21 protein-coding genes and 1 pseudogene are annotated in these 24,311 nt (G+C 41.8%); 13 read left to right on the forward strand and 9 right to left on the reverse strand.

Translation table 11 applies throughout. The features are described from left to right. Nucleotides 1–27: 27 nt before the first annotated feature. From ACSJJG_RS11810 to ACSJJG_RS11845, 8 genes are all read left to right on the forward strand, one after another. Nucleotides 28–1,176 (forward strand): DegT/DnrJ/EryC1/StrS family aminotransferase, encoded by a 1,149-nt coding sequence (locus tag ACSJJG_RS11810; RefSeq protein ID WP_481089452.1) that lies wholly within the window; start codon nt 28–30, stop codon nt 1,174–1,176. Beyond that, nucleotides 1,173–2,024: a hypothetical protein gene (locus tag ACSJJG_RS11815; protein ID WP_481089453.1), complete on the forward strand. Its 852-nt coding sequence runs from the start codon at nt 1,173–1,175 to the stop codon at nt 2,022–2,024. Before ACSJJG_RS11810 ends, ACSJJG_RS11815 begins: the two co-directional genes overlap by 4 nt. After that, nucleotides 2,014–3,393, forward strand: coding sequence for a P-loop nucleotide/nucleoside kinase family protein (locus ACSJJG_RS11820; protein ID WP_481089454.1), 1,380 nt, complete (start codon nt 2,014–2,016; stop codon nt 3,391–3,393). Before ACSJJG_RS11815 ends, ACSJJG_RS11820 begins: the two co-directional genes overlap by 11 nt. Further along, entirely contained in the window at nt 3,390–4,268 is an 879-nt protein-coding gene (locus tag ACSJJG_RS11825; protein ID WP_481089455.1) for a hypothetical protein, read from the forward strand. Before ACSJJG_RS11820 ends, ACSJJG_RS11825 begins: the two co-directional genes overlap by 4 nt. Before the next feature lies 1 nt (nt 4,269). Continuing rightward, nucleotides 4,270–5,355: a GNAT family N-acetyltransferase gene (locus ACSJJG_RS11830; RefSeq protein ID WP_481089456.1), complete on the forward strand. Its 1,086-nt coding sequence runs from the start codon at nt 4,270–4,272 to the stop codon at nt 5,353–5,355. Between the two features lie 9 nt (nt 5,356–5,364). After that, entirely contained in the window at nt 5,365–6,525 is a 1,161-nt protein-coding gene (locus tag ACSJJG_RS11835; protein ID WP_481089457.1) for a hypothetical protein, read from the forward strand. Between the two features lie 244 nt (nt 6,526–6,769). Beyond that, a complete protein-coding gene (locus ACSJJG_RS11840; RefSeq protein ID WP_481089458.1) occupies nt 6,770–6,988 on the forward strand; it encodes a hypothetical protein in 219 nt (72 codons plus the stop codon). Nucleotides 6,989–6,994: 6 nt separating this feature from the next. After that, entirely contained in the window at nt 6,995–7,297 is a 303-nt protein-coding gene (locus tag ACSJJG_RS11845; protein ID WP_481089459.1) for a hypothetical protein, read from the forward strand. A gap of 49 nt (nt 7,298–7,346) precedes the next feature. Here the strand turns inward: ACSJJG_RS11845 and ACSJJG_RS11850 are convergent, their stop codons facing one another. Next, on the reverse strand, nt 7,347–7,970 hold the full coding sequence (locus ACSJJG_RS11850) for a TfoX/Sxy family DNA transformation protein (RefSeq protein ID WP_481089460.1): 624 nt from the start codon (nt 7,968–7,970) through the stop codon (nt 7,347–7,349). Nucleotides 7,971–8,211: 241 nt separating this feature from the next. Between ACSJJG_RS11850 and sulA the strand changes: the two genes are divergently transcribed. Together sulA and ompA are read left to right on the forward strand one after the other, a co-directional pair. Next, nucleotides 8,212–8,784, forward strand: a complete 573-nt coding sequence (sulA, locus tag ACSJJG_RS11855; protein WP_481089461.1) for an SOS-induced cell division inhibitor SulA — start codon at nt 8,212–8,214, stop codon at nt 8,782–8,784. A 357-nt stretch (nt 8,785–9,141) separates the two neighbouring features. Beyond that, nucleotides 9,142–10,260 (forward strand): porin OmpA, encoded by a 1,119-nt coding sequence (ompA, locus tag ACSJJG_RS11860; protein WP_481089462.1) that lies wholly within the window; start codon nt 9,142–9,144, stop codon nt 10,258–10,260. Nucleotides 10,261–10,330: 70 nt separating this feature from the next. Here the strand turns inward: ompA and matP are convergent, their stop codons facing one another. Continuing rightward, a complete protein-coding gene (gene matP / locus ACSJJG_RS11865) occupies nt 10,331–10,780 on the reverse strand; it encodes a macrodomain Ter protein MatP (protein ID WP_481089463.1) in 450 nt (149 codons plus the stop codon). Nucleotides 10,781–10,987: 207 nt separating this feature from the next. On the opposite strand from matP, the gene ACSJJG_RS11870 reads away from it, so the two are divergent. Next, on the forward strand, nt 10,988–12,718 hold the full coding sequence (locus tag ACSJJG_RS11870; protein WP_481089464.1) for an AAA family ATPase: 1,731 nt from the start codon (nt 10,988–10,990) through the stop codon (nt 12,716–12,718). An 85-nt stretch (nt 12,719–12,803) separates the two neighbouring features. Further along, nucleotides 12,804–13,322, forward strand: a complete 519-nt coding sequence (gene fabA / locus ACSJJG_RS11875; protein ID WP_481089465.1) for a bifunctional 3-hydroxydecanoyl-ACP dehydratase/trans-2-decenoyl-ACP isomerase — start codon at nt 12,804–12,806, stop codon at nt 13,320–13,322. A 110-nt stretch (nt 13,323–13,432) separates the two neighbouring features. Here fabA and pqiC read toward each other — a convergent pair whose 3' ends face one another. The 5 genes and pseudogenes from pqiC to rlmKL all read right to left on the reverse strand — a co-directional run bounded on the left by pqiC (nt 13,433) and on the right by rlmKL (nt 21,058). Continuing rightward, nucleotides 13,433–14,038 (reverse strand): membrane integrity-associated transporter subunit PqiC, encoded by a 606-nt coding sequence (pqiC, locus tag ACSJJG_RS11880; RefSeq protein WP_481089466.1) that lies wholly within the window; start codon nt 14,036–14,038, stop codon nt 13,433–13,435. After that, nucleotides 14,038–15,688: pseudogene (gene pqiB / locus ACSJJG_RS11885) on the reverse strand (intermembrane transport protein PqiB). The gene pqiC and the pseudogene pqiB overlap by 1 nt, the downstream one beginning before the upstream one ends. 1 nt (nt 15,689) lies before the next feature. Then, nucleotides 15,690–16,958 (reverse strand): membrane integrity-associated transporter subunit PqiA, encoded by a 1,269-nt coding sequence (gene pqiA / locus ACSJJG_RS11890; protein ID WP_481089467.1) that lies wholly within the window; start codon nt 16,956–16,958, stop codon nt 15,690–15,692. A 49-nt stretch (nt 16,959–17,007) separates the two neighbouring features. Continuing rightward, nucleotides 17,008–18,918: an ABC transporter ATP-binding protein gene (locus tag ACSJJG_RS11895; protein WP_481089468.1), complete on the reverse strand. Its 1,911-nt coding sequence runs from the start codon at nt 18,916–18,918 to the stop codon at nt 17,008–17,010. 4 nt (nt 18,919–18,922) lie between these two features. After that, nucleotides 18,923–21,058, reverse strand: a complete 2,136-nt coding sequence (gene rlmKL, locus ACSJJG_RS11900) for a bifunctional 23S rRNA (guanine(2069)-N(7))-methyltransferase RlmK/23S rRNA (guanine(2445)-N(2))-methyltransferase RlmL (RefSeq protein ID WP_481090428.1) — start codon at nt 21,056–21,058, stop codon at nt 18,923–18,925. 138 nt (nt 21,059–21,196) lie between these two features. On the opposite strand from rlmKL, the gene ACSJJG_RS11905 reads away from it, so the two are divergent. Continuing rightward, on the forward strand, nt 21,197–22,309 hold the full coding sequence (locus ACSJJG_RS11905) for a YcbX family protein (RefSeq protein ID WP_481089469.1): 1,113 nt from the start codon (nt 21,197–21,199) through the stop codon (nt 22,307–22,309). Nucleotides 22,310–22,534: 225 nt separating this feature from the next. Here ACSJJG_RS11905 and ACSJJG_RS11910 read toward each other — a convergent pair whose 3' ends face one another. Further along, the gene (locus tag ACSJJG_RS11910) at nt 22,535–23,086 is read right to left on the reverse strand and encodes a cell division protein ZapC (protein WP_481089470.1); all 552 of its coding nucleotides are present in this window, start codon (nt 23,084–23,086) and stop codon (nt 22,535–22,537) included. A gap of 160 nt (nt 23,087–23,246) precedes the next feature. Beyond that, nucleotides 23,247–24,257 carry a quinone-dependent dihydroorotate dehydrogenase gene (gene pyrD, locus ACSJJG_RS11915; protein ID WP_481089471.1) on the reverse strand — a complete coding sequence of 337 codons (1,011 nt, stop codon included), beginning with the start codon at nt 24,255–24,257 and terminating at the stop codon, nt 23,247–23,249. Between the last annotated feature and the right edge of the window lie 54 nt (nt 24,258–24,311).

Here is a 24,311-nt window from a genome sequence, read left to right on the forward strand (position 1 = left end):
AAAAATATTGATTATTAGGACTATAATATGTCATATCTTAGACCTTACCTCGGTAATACCAAGATTGCTGATAATATACAATACCGTTTGCAAACCGTTCTTGATAATAAAGCGGTGTTTAGATATGCCACAGAGAGCCAATATTGCCGTCAGGCGGAAAGGCTGTTACAAAATATTCTGCATACCCAACATGCTATCCTACTGACAAATGGTACTGTTGCGCTCAAAGCGGCTTTGCTTGGACTCAGGCCCAAAACAGGGCAATGGGTACTCATTCCTTCCATTTCATTTATCGCTACTGCCAATGCCGTACTCAGTTGCGGATTAATCCCTGTTCTCGTTGATGTCGATGACAATGGCATGATGTGTCCAGAGACATTAAACAAGATGTTAAATCAAATGGATACCAAACCTCTGGCAGTTATTGCCGTTCATTTGGAAGGTACTGCTGCTTCAATTGCTCAGATCGCCCAAATTTGCCAACAGCATAATGTGTCCCTGATTGAAGACTGTGCCCAAGCGATAGGTGTGAATTATCAAAATCAACCTGTGGGTACATTTGGCGAATATGGCTGTTTCAGTTTTCAGGCCAATAAATTAATCAGTAGCGGTGAGGGCGGTTTACTGATTGCCAAAAATAATTCTCTATTCATCAATGCCTGCATGATGACTGACCACGGTGCTGAACGTACAGCAGAGGGCTATCCAGATTGGAGCAATAGTATTGGTTTTGGTGACAATAATAAATTCAATGAAATACAAGCTGCATTACTGATTAACCAACTGGAACTTATTGAACAGTTTCGTGCCTTATTAATAGAGCGTTATCAAGCAATCCTGAAACATTTACCCATAGATTGGATCACCCCACGCCCAGAGGGTACGATACCCGTTTCTGTCTGGTTAAAACGCAGCAAATTGCCCAAAGATCGCTTCAATTCCACACTGCTATATGATTGGCAAGCCTGGGATCTGGCTAACCATCCGATTATAAAAAATCAGCTTTCTCCCTACTCTGACCGTTTCCCTTGGACTCTACAAGAAAGTCCACTCCCTGTATCAACATTAGAAAAACATAAAGTCATCGTGAGTGACCGCATTTGCCTGCCTGTACCTATCGATAATGCGATTTACGAAAATGTCTTACAATGGGCTATGGAAGGAAACCTATCATGATATTAGACAAGAACTTTTTCACTCAGCTCAACGGGAATAACCAGCCTGTCCAATATGTATTGGGAGGTTCTTGTATCTGTTATGCAAAAGGTGTACCTGCCCGACTTTCACTGCAAGATTTGATCGATTCTGTGCTGCCAACAATCATTGCTTCGCAGTACAATGCTCCTGTTTATCTCTATTTTCAATCCCATGAAGCCATCATGATGGCCGACTTGTTGCATTTTGATCCTCAACAAGCTAACCACAAAACAATGAGAGAATGGTTAGAAGCCGGCATCGTTTATACTTTGGAGCAGCTTAACATCCCTTTACCCCCAATCTATTGGGTGGATACCTCCGAAGATAAAATTCGCCAGCATATTGATCAATTGATTCCCCACATCAAAACCGTGTTGCCAGCCTCAATGCTATATGGTCTCTACGCCAAAAAACCGGATGCCACTTATCCACAGGGAACAGATGAAGAACAGATGATGTTGGATGTATATTACCGCAACATTACCCTTTATACCCCCGAATTCCTCAGCACAGCACTTGAAATTTCTCCAGAGCAAACGCTGTTTGTGGAAAATACCACGCAACAAAAAGCAATCCAGATTTATTATCATGTCATTGGGCAGAATTGCGATATATTGCTCTACACCCCGCCACCAAATACACAAGGAAAGGAAATGTGTTTGGGTAACAGCAATCATAAAATCGAGTTACGTCTCACCGCAAAACAGATTATGCACCGTGCCGCTAAAATTGGTCATGACGATTATTATCAAACCGTCTTTAATCAGCATTCTATTGTCGATATCATGCGAGGCTGGCAATTAAAGGTATTAGGTAATGACGCATAAAACTGTTGTTGTGATTAGAGGAACACCGGCAAGTGGTAAATCCACAACGTGCAACCACTTGAAAGATATCATGCTGGCGCAGGGGCTAACTGTCTCCTATTTACCGTGGGATACTTTTCATCATTTTGTTGAACCAAGAACATACCTGACGCTAAAAATCATCATGGAAGATACCTTGCGGTTGTTAAAGGTTGCTGATGATTGCCTTGATGCGGGCAGTGACTTGATCATTCTGGATGGCGTATTCATTTATCCTGAAGAAATTGACGCTATCCATTCCCTATTTACGCAAAAAGGTGTTCGAATTCTGCATTATCGGCTCGTTGCGCAGGAACCCACGCTGATTACCCGTAATCAGGAACGAGCTGTAGAAGATCGTTTACCCGCTTCCCGTATTAAAGAAGTCGCTCAGGATAGTTTGTGGGAGCACAATGTCCCTCATGAAACTTTGCTTGATAGCGCGAAATATTCTCCAGACGGTATTGTGACGCTGATAAGCCAGGCCATTATGCAACAATCTGCACCAATTGCCCTTTTTACCAATCCGACCACTTCTCATTTATGGCGTTTAGGAACAGTATTACGTTACCCTGAATTCAGGCGTTTTGAGCATGTTGATCTGGTTTGGCAAAAAGACCCGCAACAGTGGCAAAGCAATACATTCTTCGATTTCACTTTTACGACTCAAGAAGAAAAAGAATTATTCTCTTTTTTAAAGCGGCAACCTGTTTTATTTAAGTATCTGAACGCAAAATCCCGCGCCTATTTCTACCTGCATGATTTAGCGCAACAGCACGATTTACAATGTCATGAAGAAAGCAAATGGTCAGCCCCTATTGTCAACATACCGCCTGAAACAACAGTCGCTGACTTCTTGATCCAGCACTCAACACGATTAAAACGCAGTCTTAAGAAAGCACGCACCCACCATACCGTCACACGTTACAGTACTTCGAGTCAAACTGAGCAATTGTGGCAAGATGCTCTGTATGTGGACGCGAAAGGCTGGAAAACCATTCAACAGAGTGATATGCGCAGCCTGGGCCGTGAAGACCTCCAATATCTCCCTGGCCTGTTATCCAAAAGTAACCAGTATCATCTGGCAGTCACTTATGACGATAACGGTACTCCTGGTGCCTGGTCATTGATGATAAATAACGGTGCGGGTCAATGGTATGCCGCTAAATGGGGTTGTAGCTATCTGGGTAGAGAAAAATTGATGGGAATCAATTGTCTGGTTAATCATCTGGAAACACTCTATTGCCCTTATACTGGCCTTCAACTTGATCTATGGGGCAGAGAAAATGAATTCTATGACCAGTTAGCTAATGAATATATTGAGCGTCTTCATCTCAGGATCACACCATGATATCTCACCGCAATCTACTCGCTTTGCAAGATATACCGTCTCAGCAACATATCATGTCGCTGGACAATATCATGAACTCTGGCTGTTCAGTCCGGCGTTTTTTCCGCGAAGATCTACAAGCCGTGGCGACTCAGGGCTATTGCTTGATGCCAGAGTGGATATGTCAAAGCATGGTTGAATCTGTTTACGCAGCCAATTGGCAGCCACTCTTCTATCCTGTTTTACCGCCAGAACATGCCAGCATGATTTTGCAAGCGGATATCCAGGCTACGATGGCAATGCTAAACTCTCTTCCACAACCATGTGCCATACTTCTCGCCCATCCTTTAGGTTATATCGATCCAGGATGCATAGAATTTTTGCGAGAAATTCAAAACAACCACAATATCCACGTATTTCTGGATCTTTCTCAGGGTTATGGCAGGAAAGATTGTTTACAGGAGCTCCTGCATGTTCATGCCGCTTATTATTCTTTCAACGGCAATAAACTTCTCCGTACCGGTGGAGCATTGCGCCTTCGCCTAATAAACAGAGAGCAGATTCCCTCTTCTGTCAGAAATATTTTGACTACCTTTTATACCGCAGCCGAAGAAAAATTCGCGGTATTGAGAGAGCATCTACAGTCTCACTTTATTGAAGATGATATCCACAATGTCTCACTGTACGCTTCTTACCAATCAAGCCCCTATCGTACCGTATTAGATTGGGAGAAATGTTCTTCCTCCCTGCAAAAATTACTTAAAAATCAGGGACTGGTTCAGCCGTTACTTGCTAAACCTCGACAAGAAAAAGCGCATTCCAGCTTAAATTATCATCAATGGTGTGAGAAAGTGATGTTGATGTTTAGTTCACCAAGAGTTGAATGGAGTCAGTAAAATGTTAGAACTCAAACAAGTTACCCCTCAATCCCCCTTGTGGAATTCATTTCTTCATCTTTATGGAGAATATTTTCAACGCCATTGGCCAGAAGTCTTTGGGGATCAGTCAGAAGAAGCTATTGCAAAGGAAAATCATACTATCCTTGAGCAACGCATCCTGCAAGGTGACAGGGGGCTGTTTTTGTTGCTAAATGCCGGACAATTAGCGGGATTAACCAATGTGTATCTTGAACGGGAAGAAAAAGTAACCCTGAATATTGCTGAATTTTATATCAGGGATGAATACCAGCGCCAGAAGCTGGGTTATGGATTATGGCATGCCATGTTGCAATGGGGACGTCGCCACGGTGCAACACATGTTCATCTGGAGACAGATGCAGGAAAAAATGCCAACTTTTTTTGGCAATCTCATGGGCTTTCAAGCCAGCAAGTGGATGAACGTATGCACTACAGTGGCCCCATACCGCCCCTGAAGATACTGTGGATCAGGCATGGGCAAATTATCCCGCTTGACCATCTAGATTACTGCCCTGAAGATAATGTGATCGCCCTTGATGCCAATTCAATCAAACAGGCTAAAGAAATTGGTAGACGAATATTGGGGAAACTTCCGTGGCAAAATATTTATACCTCACCTCAACGTCGGGCGCTTGAAACTGCCAGAGCACTCAGCTCAGCATATCAATCTGGTTCAATACAAGAAACTGATGCACTTTGTGAATTCTTTCCAGAAGAGCTTATTGGCATGAAACTGGCAGATATTCCGCATCGCTACGGTGCAGATTATGCTTATCGGTTACTGTATACCCCCCTTGATTCCCCTTTCAAAGATTCAGAACAGGTGATGGACGCGGCCGATAGAATCCATCGTTTTATTATGCAAATTGGCGATGAGCTTTCAATGTCTTCTATGCGGATTATTATCTCCCATCAAAATTTGCACAATATTTTCTTAGCTCATTTAATGACAAATAATCTCAATCTTTCTGGACGATTACATCTTAATAACCTACATGGTAGTACCTTTTTATATTGTCCTTATACTAAACAATTTGATATAGAAAATGTAAATATTCCTTTATGAGAGAACAATATGTTAAAAAATATTCCATATATTATTTTTGACGCAGACCCCTTCTGTTTTGGCCCAATATCCACCACGTTAAATGTGGTGGAGAAATTAAAGCATCGGAATAAATTAACACCGGACACTAAATTTATTTTATTAGGCACACTGACTTCTTCTCAATTAGGTCAAAAATCCGGCCTGTTTGATGAAATTTATGAATGTGATACTACTTCGGTTACAGAACTTTCACGCTATTCTGAACTTATTTCTGGTGCAAGTTTGTATATCATTAATACTAACCTTAACTCGATTGATTTCGTTTCAAAATTTAATACACCAATTATCTATATCGACACGCTATTTTGGATGTGGGATAATCTTCATGTTGATCTGCACAAAACTGAAAAAACATTTATTCAAGACTTTCATGGAATAGAACGCAATATTGAACGATTCCATGATAAGCTTGGTAATTATCAAGTTATTCCTCCAATTCTTCACAATTCTCTGCAACAATGCATGATGGATGACCATCCTCCAGAAGGTATATTAATTACTCTTGGTGGCATTGATACAGTCTACGCCGATACAACAGATTTTTATTATCATTTCCTCGAAGAATTATTATCTATTCCCTATCTGCAAAATGAAACTAACATTACTATTGCAGGAGGAGGTAAAACTATCGTAAATTTGGCAGAAATGTTTGCCAAAACGCATCCTCATATTCATATTGGTTGTTTTTCAAGGCATGATTTTCTGCAAAAATTACACCATGCTCGTAAGGTATTAGCCAATCCGGGTCTGACAACATTTTATGAATGTGTCGCTCTTAATAAAGATGTTTTTTTCTTACCACCACAAAACTATAGTCAACAATTACAATTAGAGGTGTATCTACAAAATTATTATCATCATGAAGACGGTTTCTTATGGCAACCGGAATATGGTTACCCTGACATACCCCCGTATCTACCAGAGAAAGACGGATTAGCATTAATTAAAAAATGCAATAACTTATTTATTAATAACCCTAAAGAACGAAAACGTGCCATGAATAAGATAAGTAAATTTCTTGAAAAAGAAAAAACCAACACTAATTCTTGTCATGACATTTTTCAAAATAATTCAGATGATATCATTGCTGATTACATTGAAAATAGGATGTCCAATCAAAAATTGTAATACGTAACCATAACTTAGATATAATACAATATTGAGAATATAATTTATTCCAATAATAATTTTTTAATGTCTGTATGTATGAAGAAATAAATTATTATCATCTATACTCGATAAACTTCAAGTTGCAATCCGCAAGACGACGCGAGGCCTTATATTTCCCCGCAGCAGGAGGAAAAATAACACGCACCTTGAAGTTTTGGTATATTCATAAATATTAAAGCTTATTTCCATAAGAGGCGACCCTATGTCCATACTATTTTCTGATGTTAAAGTATTTGTTGGTGGCCCGATCCAACACGCATTGAAATTCAGGGTATTAGACAATAACTTACAAGTTCACATTAAGTCTGCTATTCACCATCTGGAATCACTTGGTGCAGAAGTTTTTTCGGCTCATCGTACAGAACAATTTGGCGGAACAACGCACTTATTTACGCCAGAGGAAGTTTCCCAGCGGGACTGACAATGGATGGAACAATGTGACATTTTTGTTGCCATTTTGCCTGTCTGTCCACAACAAAAACAACTAATGAGAACAGATGGTACTCATATTGAATTGGGTTGGGCTTCCGCCTTAAGACGCCCAATCCTATTAGTCACCGAAAAACCCTTTGATAACTCTGCCAGTCATTTACTAAAAGGCCTGTCTGCTATTGCTCAAGTTCATCATATCCCTCTGAATGATTTTGTCTATGATCCGGCTATATTAAGCCATACGATTCAATATATTATAGAAAAGAAAGTTACCCCAAAATCTTCAGCCGTCGCATGAAACCAGGAAATAGTAGGGGCTTACGCCCCTATTCACTAAATTTCACTTATTATGGATGATTATCTGAATTATAGTGAACCAGCTCGCGGTGCCAGTTAATTAATTCGTCACGTAATTTTTCTGGTAATACTGCAACATGACACCCTTCTATTGCACCTGCTAATGCAAGCAACAAACTGACATTTGTTTTTTTCCTATGCTGCTGGAGTTTGAGGTAAGTCGCTTTTGCTCCCAATATTCTTAATTCTTCTACTTTAGAAATACCCACTTTCCATAATTGCCTTTCTAAAGCGATCCCTAAATTAGGGAGATCTTTAAGCCTAAGAGGTATTTTTTGTCTATTAATGATTTCTTTCACTGTGTATTGGTAGGCTAAATTGACATACTCAAATAATTGTTTTTGATCCTGCCAAAGTGATTCATTAACACGGTAATACCGTAAAGTCACAGGTATTCCTCTTTTTGAATAAATAAATTTTTCCATTCCCCGGGCTTTAAATAGTACCTCAGCGTGACTATTTCCTCGTAAATAAAGCTCTCCATCAGAACTGATGGCAAATAAAACATCATCAATTAACAATCCAATGCCGCCAAATTGAGATTTTTTCTTAAGCTTTCCCAGTGAAGATACACCATGCTGCAATTGAACAAAACGAGCTCCAGATAAAAACATTTTTTATCACTCCATGAATCACATTCCAAGGTAATGTTTAATCATGCCTTCTGTTAATAAAATAGATAACCAGAACAATTAATTAAAACCATACGCAATCTATTTCCAACTGCCAATCGTTAAGGCATAAAAATCCTAATTTCTGTAAATTTTTGCGAAGCGCTTTGAAAAAAAGAGACTTGCTTTTAATCAAATATCGTTATACTGTATAAATATACAGCCTATTGTGGCGAGGAACATTATGAGCATTCGATCAGCGTGGGCATATCTCACTGAGAAAAAAACAGCAGCTGCTAACACAACAGTGAACGAACATAAAACAGACAAAAAAATGGTTGGGATGACCATGAAAAGAGTGTCTTTTGTGGAACCACTTCAATGCACTTCACACACGATAAAAGGCATGGTCAGTGAGCTGGTTTACAATGAACACCAGCCTGCCATTAATCACATTCTTCTTCCTTTATTGCACCAGTCTGGAAAAGAAAATCGATGGTTACTTTGGGTAAATCCTAATAAGAGGTTAAATCGCCAATGGTTAATAGATGCCGGGCTTCCTTTAAATAAAATTGTCCAACTAAACCAAATCCATCCTATTGCTTCAATTAGTGCTATGGAAAAAGCGTTGGCAAGCGGCAATTATAGCGTTGTATTGGGTTGGTTACCGGAATTATCAGAATATCAATTAAATACGCTACAAATAGCTGCTCAAAAGGGTATTACTCTCGGTTTTATTATGCGACCACAAAATTTATCACATCCATTTATTGCACAAGCGAATAAGCTACAAATTCACTCTAATTATTATCATTGATTTAAATTAGGATTAATCCCAATATTTTTTATGAAAAATTAAGCTACTCATTGATAATCATTATTGTTTGTAATGAAAATCAATACATTAATACTGTAAACATTGTAAATATTAGTCAAAAATACTTATTTTTTGTCAGTCAATAATTAATTTTTTTGAGCCATGAGTCACAGTGCACTTGTAACTTTTTAACTTCGTTGTAGACTTTACACAGTTTAGGGAGTTGTGCTTACCGCTCTTATATTTCAGAACACATCTTCTGATTAAAGCATAGTTACCTAACAGAACATTTTAACCAGTGGCTAACAATAAGGCTTTTAAAGCCAATTGCCTATTTGGATGATAACGAGGCGTAAAATGAAAAAGACAGCTATCGCAGTAGCAGTGGCAGTGGCAACTTTCGCAACTGCTGCTCAAGCAGCTCCAAAGGACAACACCTGGTATACCGGTGCTAAACTGGGTTGGTCTCAATACCATGATGTAAATTTCTACGGTAATGGTTATGATAACCGGATTGGCAACGGCTCTGCCCATAAAAGTCAGCTAGGTGCGGGTGCTTATGTCGGTTACCAAGCAACTCCATACTTAGGTTTTGAACTGGGTTACGATTGGTTAGGTCGCATAGCTTATAAAGGCAGCACCGATAATGGAGCTTTCCGTGCCCAAGGCGTTCAGCTGACCACGAAACTGAGTTACCCAGTGCTGGACAATCTGGACGTTTATACTCGTCTTGGTGGTATGATATGGCGGGCAGACTCTTCTGCAACCTATAATGCCAATGCAATAGCCGGAACGGGTGAAAAAGACCAGCGTAGACTGAAAAACGACGACACAGGTGTTTCTCCTCTGGCCGCGATTGGTGTCGAATACGCATTGACCAAAAATCTGGCAACCCGTCTGGACTACCAGTGGGTTAACAACATCGGTGATGCCACTACCGTTGGTGCCCGTCCAGATAACGGCCTGTTGAGCGTTGGCGTTTCTTACCGCTTCGGTCAAGATGAAGCTGCGCCAGTCGTTGCACCAGTAGCACCTCCAGTTGTGCCAGCGCCTGTCGTTGAAAATAAGAGCTTTACTCTGCGCTCTGATGTTCTGTTCAATTTCAACAAATCAACACTGAAAGCAGAAGGTAAACAAGAACTGGACAACCTTTATAACGAACTGGCTAAAATCGACCCAACGCAAGGCAAGGTTCTGGTACTCGGTTACACTGACCGCATCGGCAGCCAAAATTACAACCTGCCATTGTCTCAGAAACGTGCTCAGTCCGTCGTAGATTATCTGGTTGCTAAAGGCATCCCAGCAAATAGCATCCAGGCTGCTGGTCGCGGTAAGGAAAACCCTGTCACTGGTTCTACCTGTGACAAAATTAAAGTTCGCACTAAACTTATCGACTGCCTGGCGCCAGATCGTCGTGTAGATATCAATATTCAGGGCACAACTGAAGTGGTCACTCAACCCAAAGCGGCTCAGTAATATCGTTATAATCAAGTTAATAAAACCCCATTTTAAATGGGGTTTTTGTTTTTTACTATCTATCGTGGGCTTATTTCCCTAATATTGCTTCCAAATCCTGCTTCAAACTCGACATTTGGTGAGTATACTTTTCCCGATATTCAGCATCTTCCAATAACTGTATGATTGTTTCTGACAGGGTATTGCCACGACGTCGGGATAGCGCTGAAAGCCGCTGCCAAACACGAAAATCCAAATCAATGGATTTCTTACGCGAATGTTGATGTTCAGCATTAAAATGACGTTTACGCCGCGCCCTAATCGTTTGCTTCATTCGGTTAGACAGATCTGGATTCATATGTAAAGAAATCCATTTCAGTACCTTGACTGGCTCGCTTTCTAAATTCATTAATTCATTGACCGCATCTTGTGCTGCACTTTTTTCAATGTATTTAGTAATCGGCTCACCTTCACGGTGTTTTTTTGCCAAATAAGCCCATTTCCAGCCACATTCCAGATTTTCCAATTGTTGATATTTCATTTCATCTCTCAGTGACAGCGTAACTTAAATCAAGCATAGCAACTATTTCTTTAAATTTCCTATAACAACACAGAATATTGGCATATCTTACAAGCAATGAAAGCGCTGGCCCAAATGTCGTTTCTTTCAAAATTCTGGCATGTTGGTTCATTGCCTAATCTTGTATAATAAAGGTTTCCCTTTTCACTATATGATGTAGCTATCACTTTGACGAATATAAAACTAGACTGGCAGGCATTACAGCCAAACAATGCGCCTTATCAGGCATTCTTTAATTCTGTCGCTGAATTGCCCCCCATTACAATGGATGTGGTTCAACCCAGGCTGCATAGTGGGTTATCCCTTTTTTGTCAGGCCTCCCTGCGTCAACCTTTTATGCTGCTGAAAGCAGAAGAAAGTGATGTTTATCTGTCTCTTCTATCCAATACTGTTTCCTCTCTGCTGCCGGAGAGCCGTCCCAATATCGGTGGTTATTACCAGATAGAGCACCAAACCATCACTTTGCACTCTTCAGGGGAAGGTATTTTTGCGCCAACTGAACGAGTTGCTTACCGTGAGTGGATTGAGCCAGAGCAATTATTTGGCAATGTCTATACGCACCAAGGGATACTTCAACTACAACCCGGCCTTATCCATCAAGTAAATGGTGGTATTTTAATTTTGCCTCTGCGCACCCTGCTTTCTCAGCCATTGATGTGGGTACGTCTCAAGCAGATGATTATTCAGCGCCGTTTTGACTGGTTGTCACACGATGAAAATCGTTCCCTGCCATTGCCGATACCTCCAATGGAATTGGATCTGCGTCTGATTTTAGTCGGTGACAGGCTCAGTCTCGAAGAGTTACAGGCCATTGAACCTGAGCTGACAAGCAATGCATTGTATGGCGAATTTGAGCTGGATATGCCTTTTCATGCAGAAGATGATCTAACAATATGGTGCCAGTACGTTAATGGAATCATTCAGCAACAAAACTTGCCGCCATTAAGTGCTGATGCCTGGCCTGAATTGATCAAACTTGCTACCCGTTACACAGAGGATCAATTCCGGTTACCTCTGGATCTTCAATGGATACCGCAAAAATTGGCAGCCGCAGCGAATTATCAGCAGGAAAAACAGATCACCAAACATTCCCTGCAACAAGCGGAAGATAATCGTACCTGGCGTCATGGTTATTTGGCTGAACGCAGCATAGATGAAATTCTGAAAGGCCAGATATTGATTCACACGCAAGGCTCAGTTATCGGCCAAATCAATGGGCTATCCGTACTCGAATATCCTGGCCATCCTGATCCAATGGGTGAACCTTCCCGTATCAGTTGTGTTGCGCATTTAGGCGATGGGGAATTTATCGATGTAGAACGCAAGGTTGAATTAGGCGGCAATATTCATGCAAAAGGCATGATGATCATGCAAGCTTATTTAATTTCTGAATTGAAATTAGATCAACCACAACCGTTCTCTGCTTCGATTGTATTTGAACAATCCTATAGTGAAGTGGATGGAGACAGTGCTTCACTCGCCGAATTGTGTACCCTTATCAGCGCGTTGTCACAACAACCTATCGACCAGCAAATTGCCGTTACTGGTGCCGTAGATCAATTTGGTTATGTCCAACCTATTGGTGGCGTTAATGAAAAAATTGAGAGTTTCTTCCGTATATGTCACTACCGAGGGTTAACCGGTCATCAGGGTGTCATTATTCCAACCACAAATGTTCAACATTTGTGCCTAAATCAAGATGTTATTGATGCGGTAAAAAATGAGCAATTTCATATTTGGGCAGTTGGGCATGTTTCTGAGGCTGTATCATTGTTAACGGGGATTCCTTATTATGATCCACAAAAAGAACACTTGTTAGCTATGATATGTGAACGCATTGCACAAGCTAATATTCAAGAACGACCCCGGCTTCCTTGGTTTCTCCGCTGGCTAGATTAACTCCATCACTATCTGATCGGAGTTGTTGAGCGTACAAGTGTACGCTACTCTCTAGCCCTACACGATTATAAGGCTATCTGAGAATATGTTTAAAAAACAAGAGTCCTACACGAAAGAAGAACTTCAAGCCTCTGGGCAAGGTAAATTGTTTGGTGAAAATGGGCCACCGCTGCCTTCTGGCAATATGCTGATGATGGATCGCGTCACGAAAATGACAGAAACCGGCGGTATTTACGATAAGGGGTATATCGAGGCTGAACTCGATATCAACCCTGAGTTGTGGTTTTTCGATTGTCATTTTATTAATGATCCTGTCATGCCCGGCTGCCTTGGCCTTGATGCCATGTGGCAGCTTGTCGGTTTCTTCCTGGGCTGGATCGGTGGAGAAGGTAAAGGCCGTGCACTCGGCGTTGGGGAAGTCAAATTTACGGGTCAGGTATTACCAACAGCCAAAAAAGTGACCTATCGCATTAATCTCAAGCGTGTCATTAATCGCAAGTTAATTATGGGCCTGGCTGATGGTGAAGTTCTGGTAGATGGCAGACTGATTTATACTGCAACTGATTTGAAAGTAGGCTTGTTTAAGGATACTAGTGCCTTTTAATGAATTATAACCTCTCTGAACACCTCCGCTACTACGGAGGTGTTTCGTCTTTTTGATTAACTCACATACGATCTTCTTGCGCCTGGCGCCATCCCCCTATGCATACTCGGTTAACGTTGCAAAGAGAGTTGCCGGGCAATGGATTTGACTAATTGGCTGTAACCCTTAGCTAAGGTAAGCACTAATTCAGCGTAGCCATCTTTTTCCTGTTTCAACTTAAGGCTGAATGGCCGTCTTATCACGCTGTCTGGGTTAGACAATATCCAATAGCCTTCAATCAATACCTGACCATCATAGCGCCCGTGAAAAGCAGTTATTGTGATATCCAGAGCATCTGCGTCTTTTTCTAATTCCTGCGGAGAAACCAAACGATGTGGAAATGCGGCACTCAGTTCTGCAATCAATACTTGTTGTAACTGTTGCTGCAATGGGCTAGCCCATAAATGGTTAGATGCATTGATATAGCTCACCTCCCCTGTCTGATACACAATTCCTGGAGCGGCAAGGTAGTCAGAAAGGTTAACCCTTTTAATCCACAACTGCTGTTCATGTTTAGCCCCCAATTTGCCTTCCTGCGATACCACGTTAGCCAGGACCGGTAACTGATAATATGTCTTTTGTGGCTGGCTATCACTGCATCCCGCAATAAGCCCACTTCCAACAATAAACACACTGGCGGAAATAAAAAAAGCCAATTTTGAAATCAATTTTTTCATCAGTTAGGCGCCTTTTTGGGTTCAGGATCTTTTATCGCTTCGGCTTCAAATACCAATGCATTACTCTTGTTATTGAGCGTCTTCAAAACAGGTTGCAATTCACGTAATACCTGCTCCAACTGTTGCATATTATCCATCAGCTGACTATAAGCCGGTGAGCCTGGCTGGGATCCCCTGCATACTGCGGTTCAACTCATGTAATGTATTTTGTATATCTTTAGGCAGTTCCTGTGCTTCCTTACTCGCAAGAACGCGATTTAATTCATCCATTGTTTTCTGCGCTGTTTTGATTGCTTTTTGACTTTCTTTAAGCGTCTGTGTTGCCTGAACAAGCACCGGTTCAATTGGCATATTGTTGATCTTATCCAGCACCGTAGTGACTTTTTGTTGAATTTGCGCCAAGCCACTACTTACTGTGGGCAAAGTCTTATAACCCGCGATTTCATATGGGCCTTTCCAGGGTTTCTCATTAGTGAAAAAGTCCAGATCAATAAACAACGCACCTGTGAGTAAATTGCCCGGTTTCAAGGTAGCTCTCAACCCCCTGGCAATAGTTTCCTTCAATTCTTTATCGGTGTTGAATCCATTACCTAACTCTTTCACAAATCGCCCAGGCTCTACATGAATCAATACAGGAATACGGAAGTCATTGTCGATGCGCTGCTTAATATCTTCACTGTAAAAAGGTACTCTTGCTACCGTTCCTACTCGAATACCACGGAATTCGACAGGCGCTCCCGGCTGTAAGCCACGCACAGAATCAGAGAAAAACAGTAAAAAGTCTGTATGTTCTGCATACAGTGCGTTTTGGATACTTTTCTCGCTATCGTAGAGTTTAAAGACCTCTTTTTCCTTCACTGAATTACCCAGTTCCCAACCTTTTGGTACATCAAAACTCACACCACCGCCAAACAAAGTCGATAATGAAGTAACTTCAACCCGTATACCTTGTGATGACATATCAAATGTGACGCCGCTGTCTTTCCAGAATCTGACATTTGTAGTCAGTAAAGCGTCATAAGGTGATTTAACGAAAATTTGGTAACTAACCAATCGGGATGTTGGATTAAAAGTGCCGGCCTCCACTGAACCCACACGATATCCCCGAAATAGCACTGGATCTCCGGGCGTTAATCGTCCTGCTTTTTCACTGGTCAGAATCAGACGAATACCTTTTGCATCAGGGGAAGCAAGCGGCGGGGCATCAAGCAATGAAAAGCGGTTTTCTTCTTCGCCTTGTGTGCCGGGCTGTAATTCGATAAAGACACCGGACAGTAATGTACTCAGACCAGAAACACCTTCACGGCCAATCTGAGGTTTCACAACCCAGAAAGCAGTATCTGTGCGTAGCAAGCGACTCATCCCATCATTTAGACGGGCTTTAATGATAACTTGCCCCAAGTTTTCGCTCAAAGACACGTTTTCGACAACACCAACGTCAACACTGCGGCTTTTAATTTTAGTTTTACCTGCCTCAATACCTTCAGCATTAGAAGTAATCAATGTGACTTCTGGCCCCTGATGACTGAAATGATAAAACAGTATCCAAGCCCCAATCAGCACTGTGATAATTGGTACGATCCATACAGGTGACCAACTCTTAAGTTTACGAATTCTGGCCTGAGTCAGATCTTCTTCTTTATCCGTCACCTTACAACTCCTCATTCTTATGCAGCCCAAATTTACGATTGGCTTTGTCCCAAGTTAAACGCGGATCGAACATGATTGATGCAAACATCGTCAAAATAACAACCAGGGCAAACAGGATTGCGCCCAGGGCCGGATAAATACTCATCAGTTGTCCCATGCGAACCAGTGCGGATAGGACGGCAATAACGAATACATCAATCATTGACCAACGCCCAACAAACTCCACCATTTCATAAATAAAATGCATCTTTTCGGAATCATGGCCCGTTTGACTTTTTGCATCCCAGCATAACCAACTAATAGCCAGCATTTTCAATAAAGGTATCATGATACTGGCAATAAAAATAACCATTGCAACAGGATATGAGCCAGAACCCCAAAGCAAAATAATGCCTTCCAGAATGGTGGAATTAATTTGTTGTCCCAGTGCCTGGGTCACCATGATAGGCAAAACATTCGCTGGAATATAAAGTATGGCTGATGTTATCAGTAGTGCCATTGTGCACTGAAGGCTATTGCGGCGGCGCGCGCCCCCTTTTGTGTGGCATCGGGGACACCGAGATTGTTGGGCGGACAAGATGGCGGTACAACTCTGGCAAAGCCTGACACCTTGCACCAGGCCCGGTTTTCCTGCCTGCAAGGTATGGCAAACTTTAGGAGCCGGAGCAATTTCATTCCAAAACCAATGCCTGTCAAGACACTGAAATGCCCTGACCTGAAACAGACAAAACAAACAGTAAGGGAAAAAACTCAGGCCGATACTGATTTCACCATGTGCCATAAGTTTAACAAAGCTGACCAATACGCCCGCAAGGAAGATTTCTGCCATACACCATGTTTTCATCTTAAACAGAATGCGCGCCAACTCTATTTTCAAGCGGCGCGCCATTTTGGCGTTCTGACATAAGAGGATGATGGCAACCATACAAAATGTCGGCACAAGCTGAACGAAGACCAAAAAAAGCGCAGCCATGCTGGAATAGTCTTCGTTGAACATCACCTGGGGGATCTGAGTCAACTTTATTTCACTCACAATCCCCGCCACACTCATGCTAACAAAAGGAAACAAGCAAGCGAGAAAAAGCATAATTAATGCGCTTAATGCATAGCCTGTTGGTTGATTGCGCGGCTCTCTCCACTTTGCTGTCAATAACGCATGACACCGTGGACAAACCGCCTTTTTCCCTTGTTCCAAATCAGGCACAGCCACCAGCATGTCACACTGGGGACAAAGAACCAGCTTGTCATGCTGGTGGTTATTGGAACACAAAGTGTTTCTCCTTTAGCAAAACCCACAAGTTTCTTTTATGCGGCAGCTATTATCCATTTTTCATCATTTCCAATTCCTGCCAGCGATCAAATGCTTTTTCCAATTCTTGTTCTTTATTTGCCAGTTCATTCAGAACATTTTGCGTAATTTCATGTGATTGATTGAAAAATTCCGGGTCACTGACCTGAGATTGCAATTTATTTATCTCTTCTTCTAATTTCTCTAATAATAATGGTAGTTGTTCTAATTCACGCAGTAAATGGTAACTTATCTTATTGTTTGTTCGTTTAGGTGATTGTTTCGGCTTAACTGCCTTGTTTTCAGCATTAACCATTTTCTCCGAAGCTTGACGCAGGGAAACTGTTTGTGCCTGTTGCTGCTGGGCATCGTAATATCCCCCCGTATAATTGTTGATTTCCCCGTTGCCTTCAAAAATCCAGCATTCAGTGACTGAATTATCAACAAATTGGCGGTCATGGCTGACCAAAATCACGGTTCCGGTATAGCTATCAACTAATTCTTCAAGTAATTCCAATGTTTCAACATCAAGGTCATTGGTCGGCTCATCAAGAATAAGCAAGTTACTTGGTTTCAAGAATAGACGGGCCAGCAACAAGCGATTACGCTCACCACCAGACAACGCGCGTACAGGGGTCATCGCGCGTTTGGGATGGAAAAGGAAGTCCTGCAAATATCCCAATACATGGCGGGAACGTCCATTGACCATGACTTCCTGCTTACCTTCAGCGAGGTTATCCATAACCGTCTTATCAGGATCCAGTGCAGCACGATGCTGATCAAAATAAGCCACTTCAAGTTTGGTCCCACAATGAATGCGCCCACTATCTGCTGACAAATCGCCGAACATTAACTTCAATAATGTCGTTTTACCGCAGCCGTTTGGTCCCACTAACGCAATTTTGTCGCCACGTTGGACTTGAGCCGAAAAATTTTTGACTAATGTTTTACCACCAATCTGGTAATTCACATTTTCCATTTCAAAGACAATCTTACCGGAACGTGTCGCTTCTTCGACCTGCATTCTCGCTGTTCCCATGACATTGCGACGTTCAGCATGTTCTACACGTAATGCTTTCAATGCCCTTACCCGGCCTTCATTACGGGTACGTCGTGCTTTAATACCCTGGCGGATCCAAACTTCTTCCTGCGCCAGTTTTTTGTCAAATTCGGCATTCTGCAACTCTTCAACCCGCAGCGCCTCTTCTTTTCCGTCAAGATATTTATCGTAATTTCCCGGCCATGAGGTCAGTTTTCCGCGATCCAGATCAACAATACGTGTCGCCATGTTGCGAATGAATGAGCGGTCATGGGAAATGAAGACAAGGCTGCCATTGAAGTCTTTCAGGAAATTCTCCAACCATTCAATAGTATCAATATCAAGATGGTTAGTTGGTTCATCAAGAAACAGCACTTTTGGAGAGCAAACCAGCGCCCTGCCCAATGCCGCCTTACGCAACCAACCACCAGACAATGAAGAGAGTTTCGCTTCTGCTGGCAAGGAGAGTTGTTTTAATACGTCGTCAATCCGGCTATCCAATGTCCATAGGCCACGGATATCCAGTACTTCCTGCAATTCTGCCAGATGGTTAAGATTTTTCTCGCTAGGATCGGTTTCTACCAAACGCGAAATATGATGGAACGCTTTGATGTATTCAGCCTGCTCTTTTACCCCTTCCGCAACAAAATCAAATACCGTACCTTCTATGTCACGAGGAGGATCTTGCTGTAAGCGTGCAACAATCAGGTCCTGTTCATAAATCACCAGGCCATCATCCAATGGTTGTTCTTTTGCCAACACGCGCAACAATGTAGATTTTCCCGCACCATTGCGCCCAACCAAACAGACTCTTTCGTTTTCTTCGATATGCAGTTCAGCATTATCCAACAGCGGTGCATCACTGAATGATAACCAAGCACCGGATAAACTAATCAATGACATAATGTTATTTGTCCTCGCCAACGTGATGCAGCAACCAGCAGTTATGGATCTGACGGTTACGGGTAAAATCCTGAGATAAAGTCTTTTCTGTTATTTCGTTTGCAACCAGACCTAGCTTATTTAATTCAGCAAAATCCATTTTAAAACCCCGTTTATTATTGGAGAACATTAAGGTTCCACCCGGACGTAACAGAAGTTTTAATTGTTTCATTAATTCGATGTGATCACGCTGAACGTCAAACGTGTTTTCCATTCGCTTGGAGTTAGAGAATGTTGGCGGATCAATAAAGATGACATCAAATTGTTCACGGGTCTGAGCCAACCATCCCAGGCAATCAGCCTGAATCAAACGGTGCTGATGCCCAGTTAAGCCATTAGCCTGTAAGTTTTTCTCTGCCCATTCAAGATAAGTGCGAGACATATCTACCGTGGTTGTCGAACGCGCGCCACCCAATCCTGCATGAACTGTCGCAGAACCGGTATAGGCAAATAAGTTAAGGAAATCCTTGCCTCGGCTCATTTCACCCAATTTTTTGCGCGCAATACGGTGATCAAGGAATAATCCCGTATCTAAATAATCGGTCAGGTTAACCCAGAATTTTGCACCATATTCGTTTACCAAAAAGAATTCTTGCTTCTCAGCCATTTTTTCATACTGGCTTTTGCCTTTCTGACGTTGGCGCGTTTTCAAGATCAGTTGGTTGGATGATAAACCGAGCACATTCATTGTTGCACTGATCACATCAAACAGGCGTTGACGGGCTTTATTAGCATTCACGGATTTCGGCGGGGCGTATTCTTGCACAACGATTTTATCGGCATAGCGATCAACAGCAACATTGTATTCAGGTAAATCTGCATCATATAAACGATAACAATCAATACCTTGTTGTTTGGCCCACTTGCTGATTTTTTTCTCATTTTTACGCAGTCGGTTAGCATAATCCTCAGCGATACCGATATCCAGTGGCTGAGATTTATCCGCTAGCTGTTCATTTTTCTGGATGAAATAATTCTTTTGGATACAATCCAGAGGGCCATTTTTAGCCTTAAACTCACGCTCTGCGCGTAATTGCAAACAACCCAACAATTCCGGCGAGGCACTGAACAGTGATAAACGCCAGCCAGGGAAGCGGTATTTCATCACGCGACCAAATACACTGTGCAATGCAATCAGTGCCGGTTCACTTTCAAGACGTTCTCCATAAGGCGGGTTGCTTAATACCGTTCCCTCTGGCCCTTCCGGCAGGGGATTTTCCAGTTTGCTGGCATCTCCCTGCTGGAACTGTATCAATTGGGACACCCCTGCCCTGCGTGCATTCGAACGTGCCATATCCATTACACGACGGTCAATATCTATGCCAAAAAAGCGGGAAGTCGTTTCCTGTAGCCCCTTACGGAAACGGACCTGTGCTTCTGTAGTCACTTCACGCCAGATTGTTTCATTGAATTGCAACCATGATGTGAATCCCCAATGCTTACGATACAAGCCGGGGGCGCAATCTGTTGCTATCATGGCCGCTTCTATCAGCAACGTTCCTGAGCCACACATTGGATCAACCATTGGCGTTCCTGCATTCCAGCCAGAACGTAAAATAATCGCGGCGGCAAGGTTCTCTTTCAGTGGTGCTTGTCCAGCCAGATCACGGTAGCCACGGATATGAAGGCTATCTCCACTCAAATCGAGTGATACGGTTGCTTTCTCTTTATTCAGGAAAACATGGATACGGACATCAGGTTGTTGTTTAGCAACATCAGGACGTTGTTTTATTTTGCGCATAAAACTATCGACAATAGCGTCTTTTACTTTCAATGCACCATATTGTGTATTTCTGATTTCCTCATTCGTGCCGCTGAAATGTACAGAGAACGTACTATCAACGGAGAAAATCTCGCTCCAGTCAATAGACTGGACACCAAGATACAGATCCAAATCACTATAAACTTTAAATTCGTTAAGCGGCATCATGATACGGGATGCCAGTCTGCTCCACAGCAAACTTTTATACATCGTCCGCTCATTGCCCTGAAAATGAACCCCACCTTGGGCAATCCTACAGGATTGTCCTCCCAGGATTTCCAGTTCGTTCTTTAACAGTTCTTCCAGCCCACGTGCCGTGCTGGCAAAGAGAGAGTTCATCTTATTAATCATCACAAAAGTTCACCACCAAAAAAATTGTGGCACATTATAGCCAATACCTTCGACATGTCCTAAAGTTGCTGACACAATAAAGCTAAAAATACTTTGGCAAAGATAAAAATATTTGGGAGATAATGAATGTTAACTCTGTCGCGCCTCTATACCTACCCCGTCAAATCCATGCGTGGATTACAACTCTCTCATTCTCTCGTCAATGAAAGTGGCCTGATGTTTGATCGCAATTTTATGATCACCAGCACAGACGGTACTTTTATTACTGCCCGCCAATATCCGCAGATGCTGCTATTTACTCCAACTATGCTCCATAACGGTCTGTATTTGCAGGCACCAAACGGAGAAAGCGCCACTGTACTTTACGATGATTTTAAAGAGGAGCGCTTCCCTACCGAAGTTTGGGGAAATCATTTTACCGCGTTAGTCGCTCCTGAGAGGGTGAATAGTTGGCTCAGTGACTTTTTTAATAAACCTGTACAATTACGTTGGCTCAGTGAAGAACTAACACGACGGGTCAAGAAATTCCCCGATATTTCTTTATCATTCGCAGATGGTTTTCCCTATTTAATTATCAATGAAGCCTCTTTTTATGCCTTGCAACAACGCTGTCCTGCCAGTATTAAATTAGAGCAATTCCGTGCCAATATCATTGTCACTGGTGCAACTCCTTTTGAAGAAGATAGCTGGCAAACCATCCAAATCGGCGATATTGTTTTCGATCTACCAAAACCATGCAGTCGCTGTATTTTGACAACAGTCAGCCCAGAAAAAGGCCGTAAAAATCCGCAAAGTGAGCCACTGGCGACACTACAGTCTTTCAGAACAGCCAAAGAAAATAGGGAGGTTGATTTTGGACAGAACGCCATTGCCCGTAATAGCGGCATTATCCGAGTTGGGGATCGTGTCACCATTTTGGAAAAGAGAACGCCACGCGAATATGGTAGTGGTGAACAAGCGGCTGATTTGCCTATAAAGGAAGAAGTTCAACAGTCCGTTACTATTGAATTCAATGGACAACGTTTTATTGGCAATAATCAGCAAATTATTTTAGAACAACTCGAAGATCAAGGTATTCAAATTCCCTATTCATGTCGTGCCGGTATTTGTGGCTCCTGTAAAATATCTTTGGTCCAAGGGGATGTATTGCCATTAAAATCAACGTCCATTGAGGATAATGGACAAATTCTGGCATGTAGCTGTATACCTCAAAATGATTTAGTTATCGAACTAAGATAAACATTAATAATATATAACGATAACATTTGTATTTAAATCAGGCAGTATAAGTAAGCTAGCTGTCTGATTTTTATTACTGAGCTTTTAAGCAAGAAATATATTATGGAAAAAACATTCCATTGACTGACGCTATAAATATAGGTGAATGATAAAGGGCAATCAATAATGCTGATAGAAGTAATTTATTTAAGTTAATAATATTATGAACATAGCGGCCTAATGGCACTAGATTGCCCTATCATATATTGTTGATTGCACAGGCTCGACATAGGGCATGATGCGATCATTCATGACCTTAATGGGATCACAAAAATTCATGACACGATCGGGCATCTCTAATTTTTGCTGGGCCAATAGACACAAGCTGGCATTGTTACCCACTTCTGCAACCATAAACAGCGCCTCAGTACCGCTATCCTGTAATTTAAGCTGAATAATTTCACCGTGTTCTGGTTTCTCTACCAAAGAAAAATGGGAAAAATACCAGCTCTTAGGCATTTGTGGTTTCATAAAACGTAACGCAACCACCCCGTTCAAAGCTAATTCAGCTCTAAACGCAGGAGCCATATTGATACGACGTAAATGTTCTTCAAAAGTGTAAAAAAGTGCGGCATCATCAACTGAGAATGACATTTCTTTCATTGTAACAGCGTAATCAGTCAACATCTTGGCCGGGAAACAAGAACGAAAAACCATGCCATTAGCGAGATCAAGCATGACACGGTTATGCTCAGGATCAAAATACCAGCGCCACTGATCATCAGGTCTAATTTTCATTGATTACCCTTTTATGCTCAAAATAGCTTTTTTGGTTAAAATAAGCATTGCCAACGAAATAAGAAGTTAAAAAATAAATGATATAATTTAATCTATAAGACAAAATATAGACGAGTTGAGGGCAGAAATAAACCCCCACCCCCAAAATTGCAGCAAATATTCAGATATGATTAACAATATCTTTGATGAGTTTTGGCCCTTTATAGATAAAACCGGAATATATCTGAATTAATGAAGCACCTGCTTCTATTTTTTCTCTGGCTGCAACAAGTGAATCAATTCCCCCTACACCAATAATAGGTATTTCACCTTTTAATTCTTGCGCAAGGCGACGGATAATCTCTGTACTGCGCAATTGCACCGGACGCCCACTCAATCCCCCGGCCTGCTGACAGTGATTCAAACCTTCGATAATCTTTCTATCCAATGTGGTATTTGTTGCAATAACACCATCAATATGGTGGCGCATTAAACTATCAGCTATTTTTATTAATTCTTCTTCTGAAAGATCGGGTGAGATTTTAACAGCAACAGGAACATACTTTTGAAACTTTTGCTGAAGTTCACTTTGTTTATTTTTAATTGCAGACAAGAGATCATCCAGTGCATCACCGTACTGTAATGTCCTCAAACCAGGCGTATTAGGAGAAGAAATATTGATAGTGATATAACCTGCATGAGGATAAACTTTATCCATGCAAATTAAATAATCATCTTTTCCATTTTCGACCGGAGTATCTTTATTTTTGCCAATATTGATCCCGATAATCCCGTCATATTTTGAGCGCTTAACATTTTCAACCAGATTATCTACCCCAAGGTTATTAAACCCCATCCGGTTGATGATCCCTTCCGCTTCAACCACCCGGAATAATCTTGGCTTATCATTTCCAGCTTGCGGGCGCGGTGTTACTGTACCAACTTCAACAAACCCAAAGCCCATTGCGCCAAATGCATCAATGCAATCACCATTTTTATCAAGACCGGCGGCTAAACCCAGTGGATTTTTGAAGGACAATCCCATACAAGTAACGGGCTTAGTGGCAACTGACTGGCGGATAAGAAATTCGAAAGGAGTACCGGCAACACGTTTGAGTTGGCGGAAAGTCAGCTCATGTGCCTGTTCAGGATCAAGCTGGAACAATGCCTTCCGTACTAGAGAGTAATACATTTAAATTAACCTATTGTTCTTTATGATTGTTTTTACGTGAGAATTATCAGTGAT

This window comes from Xenorhabdus sp. SGI 60 (assembly GCF_056632175.1).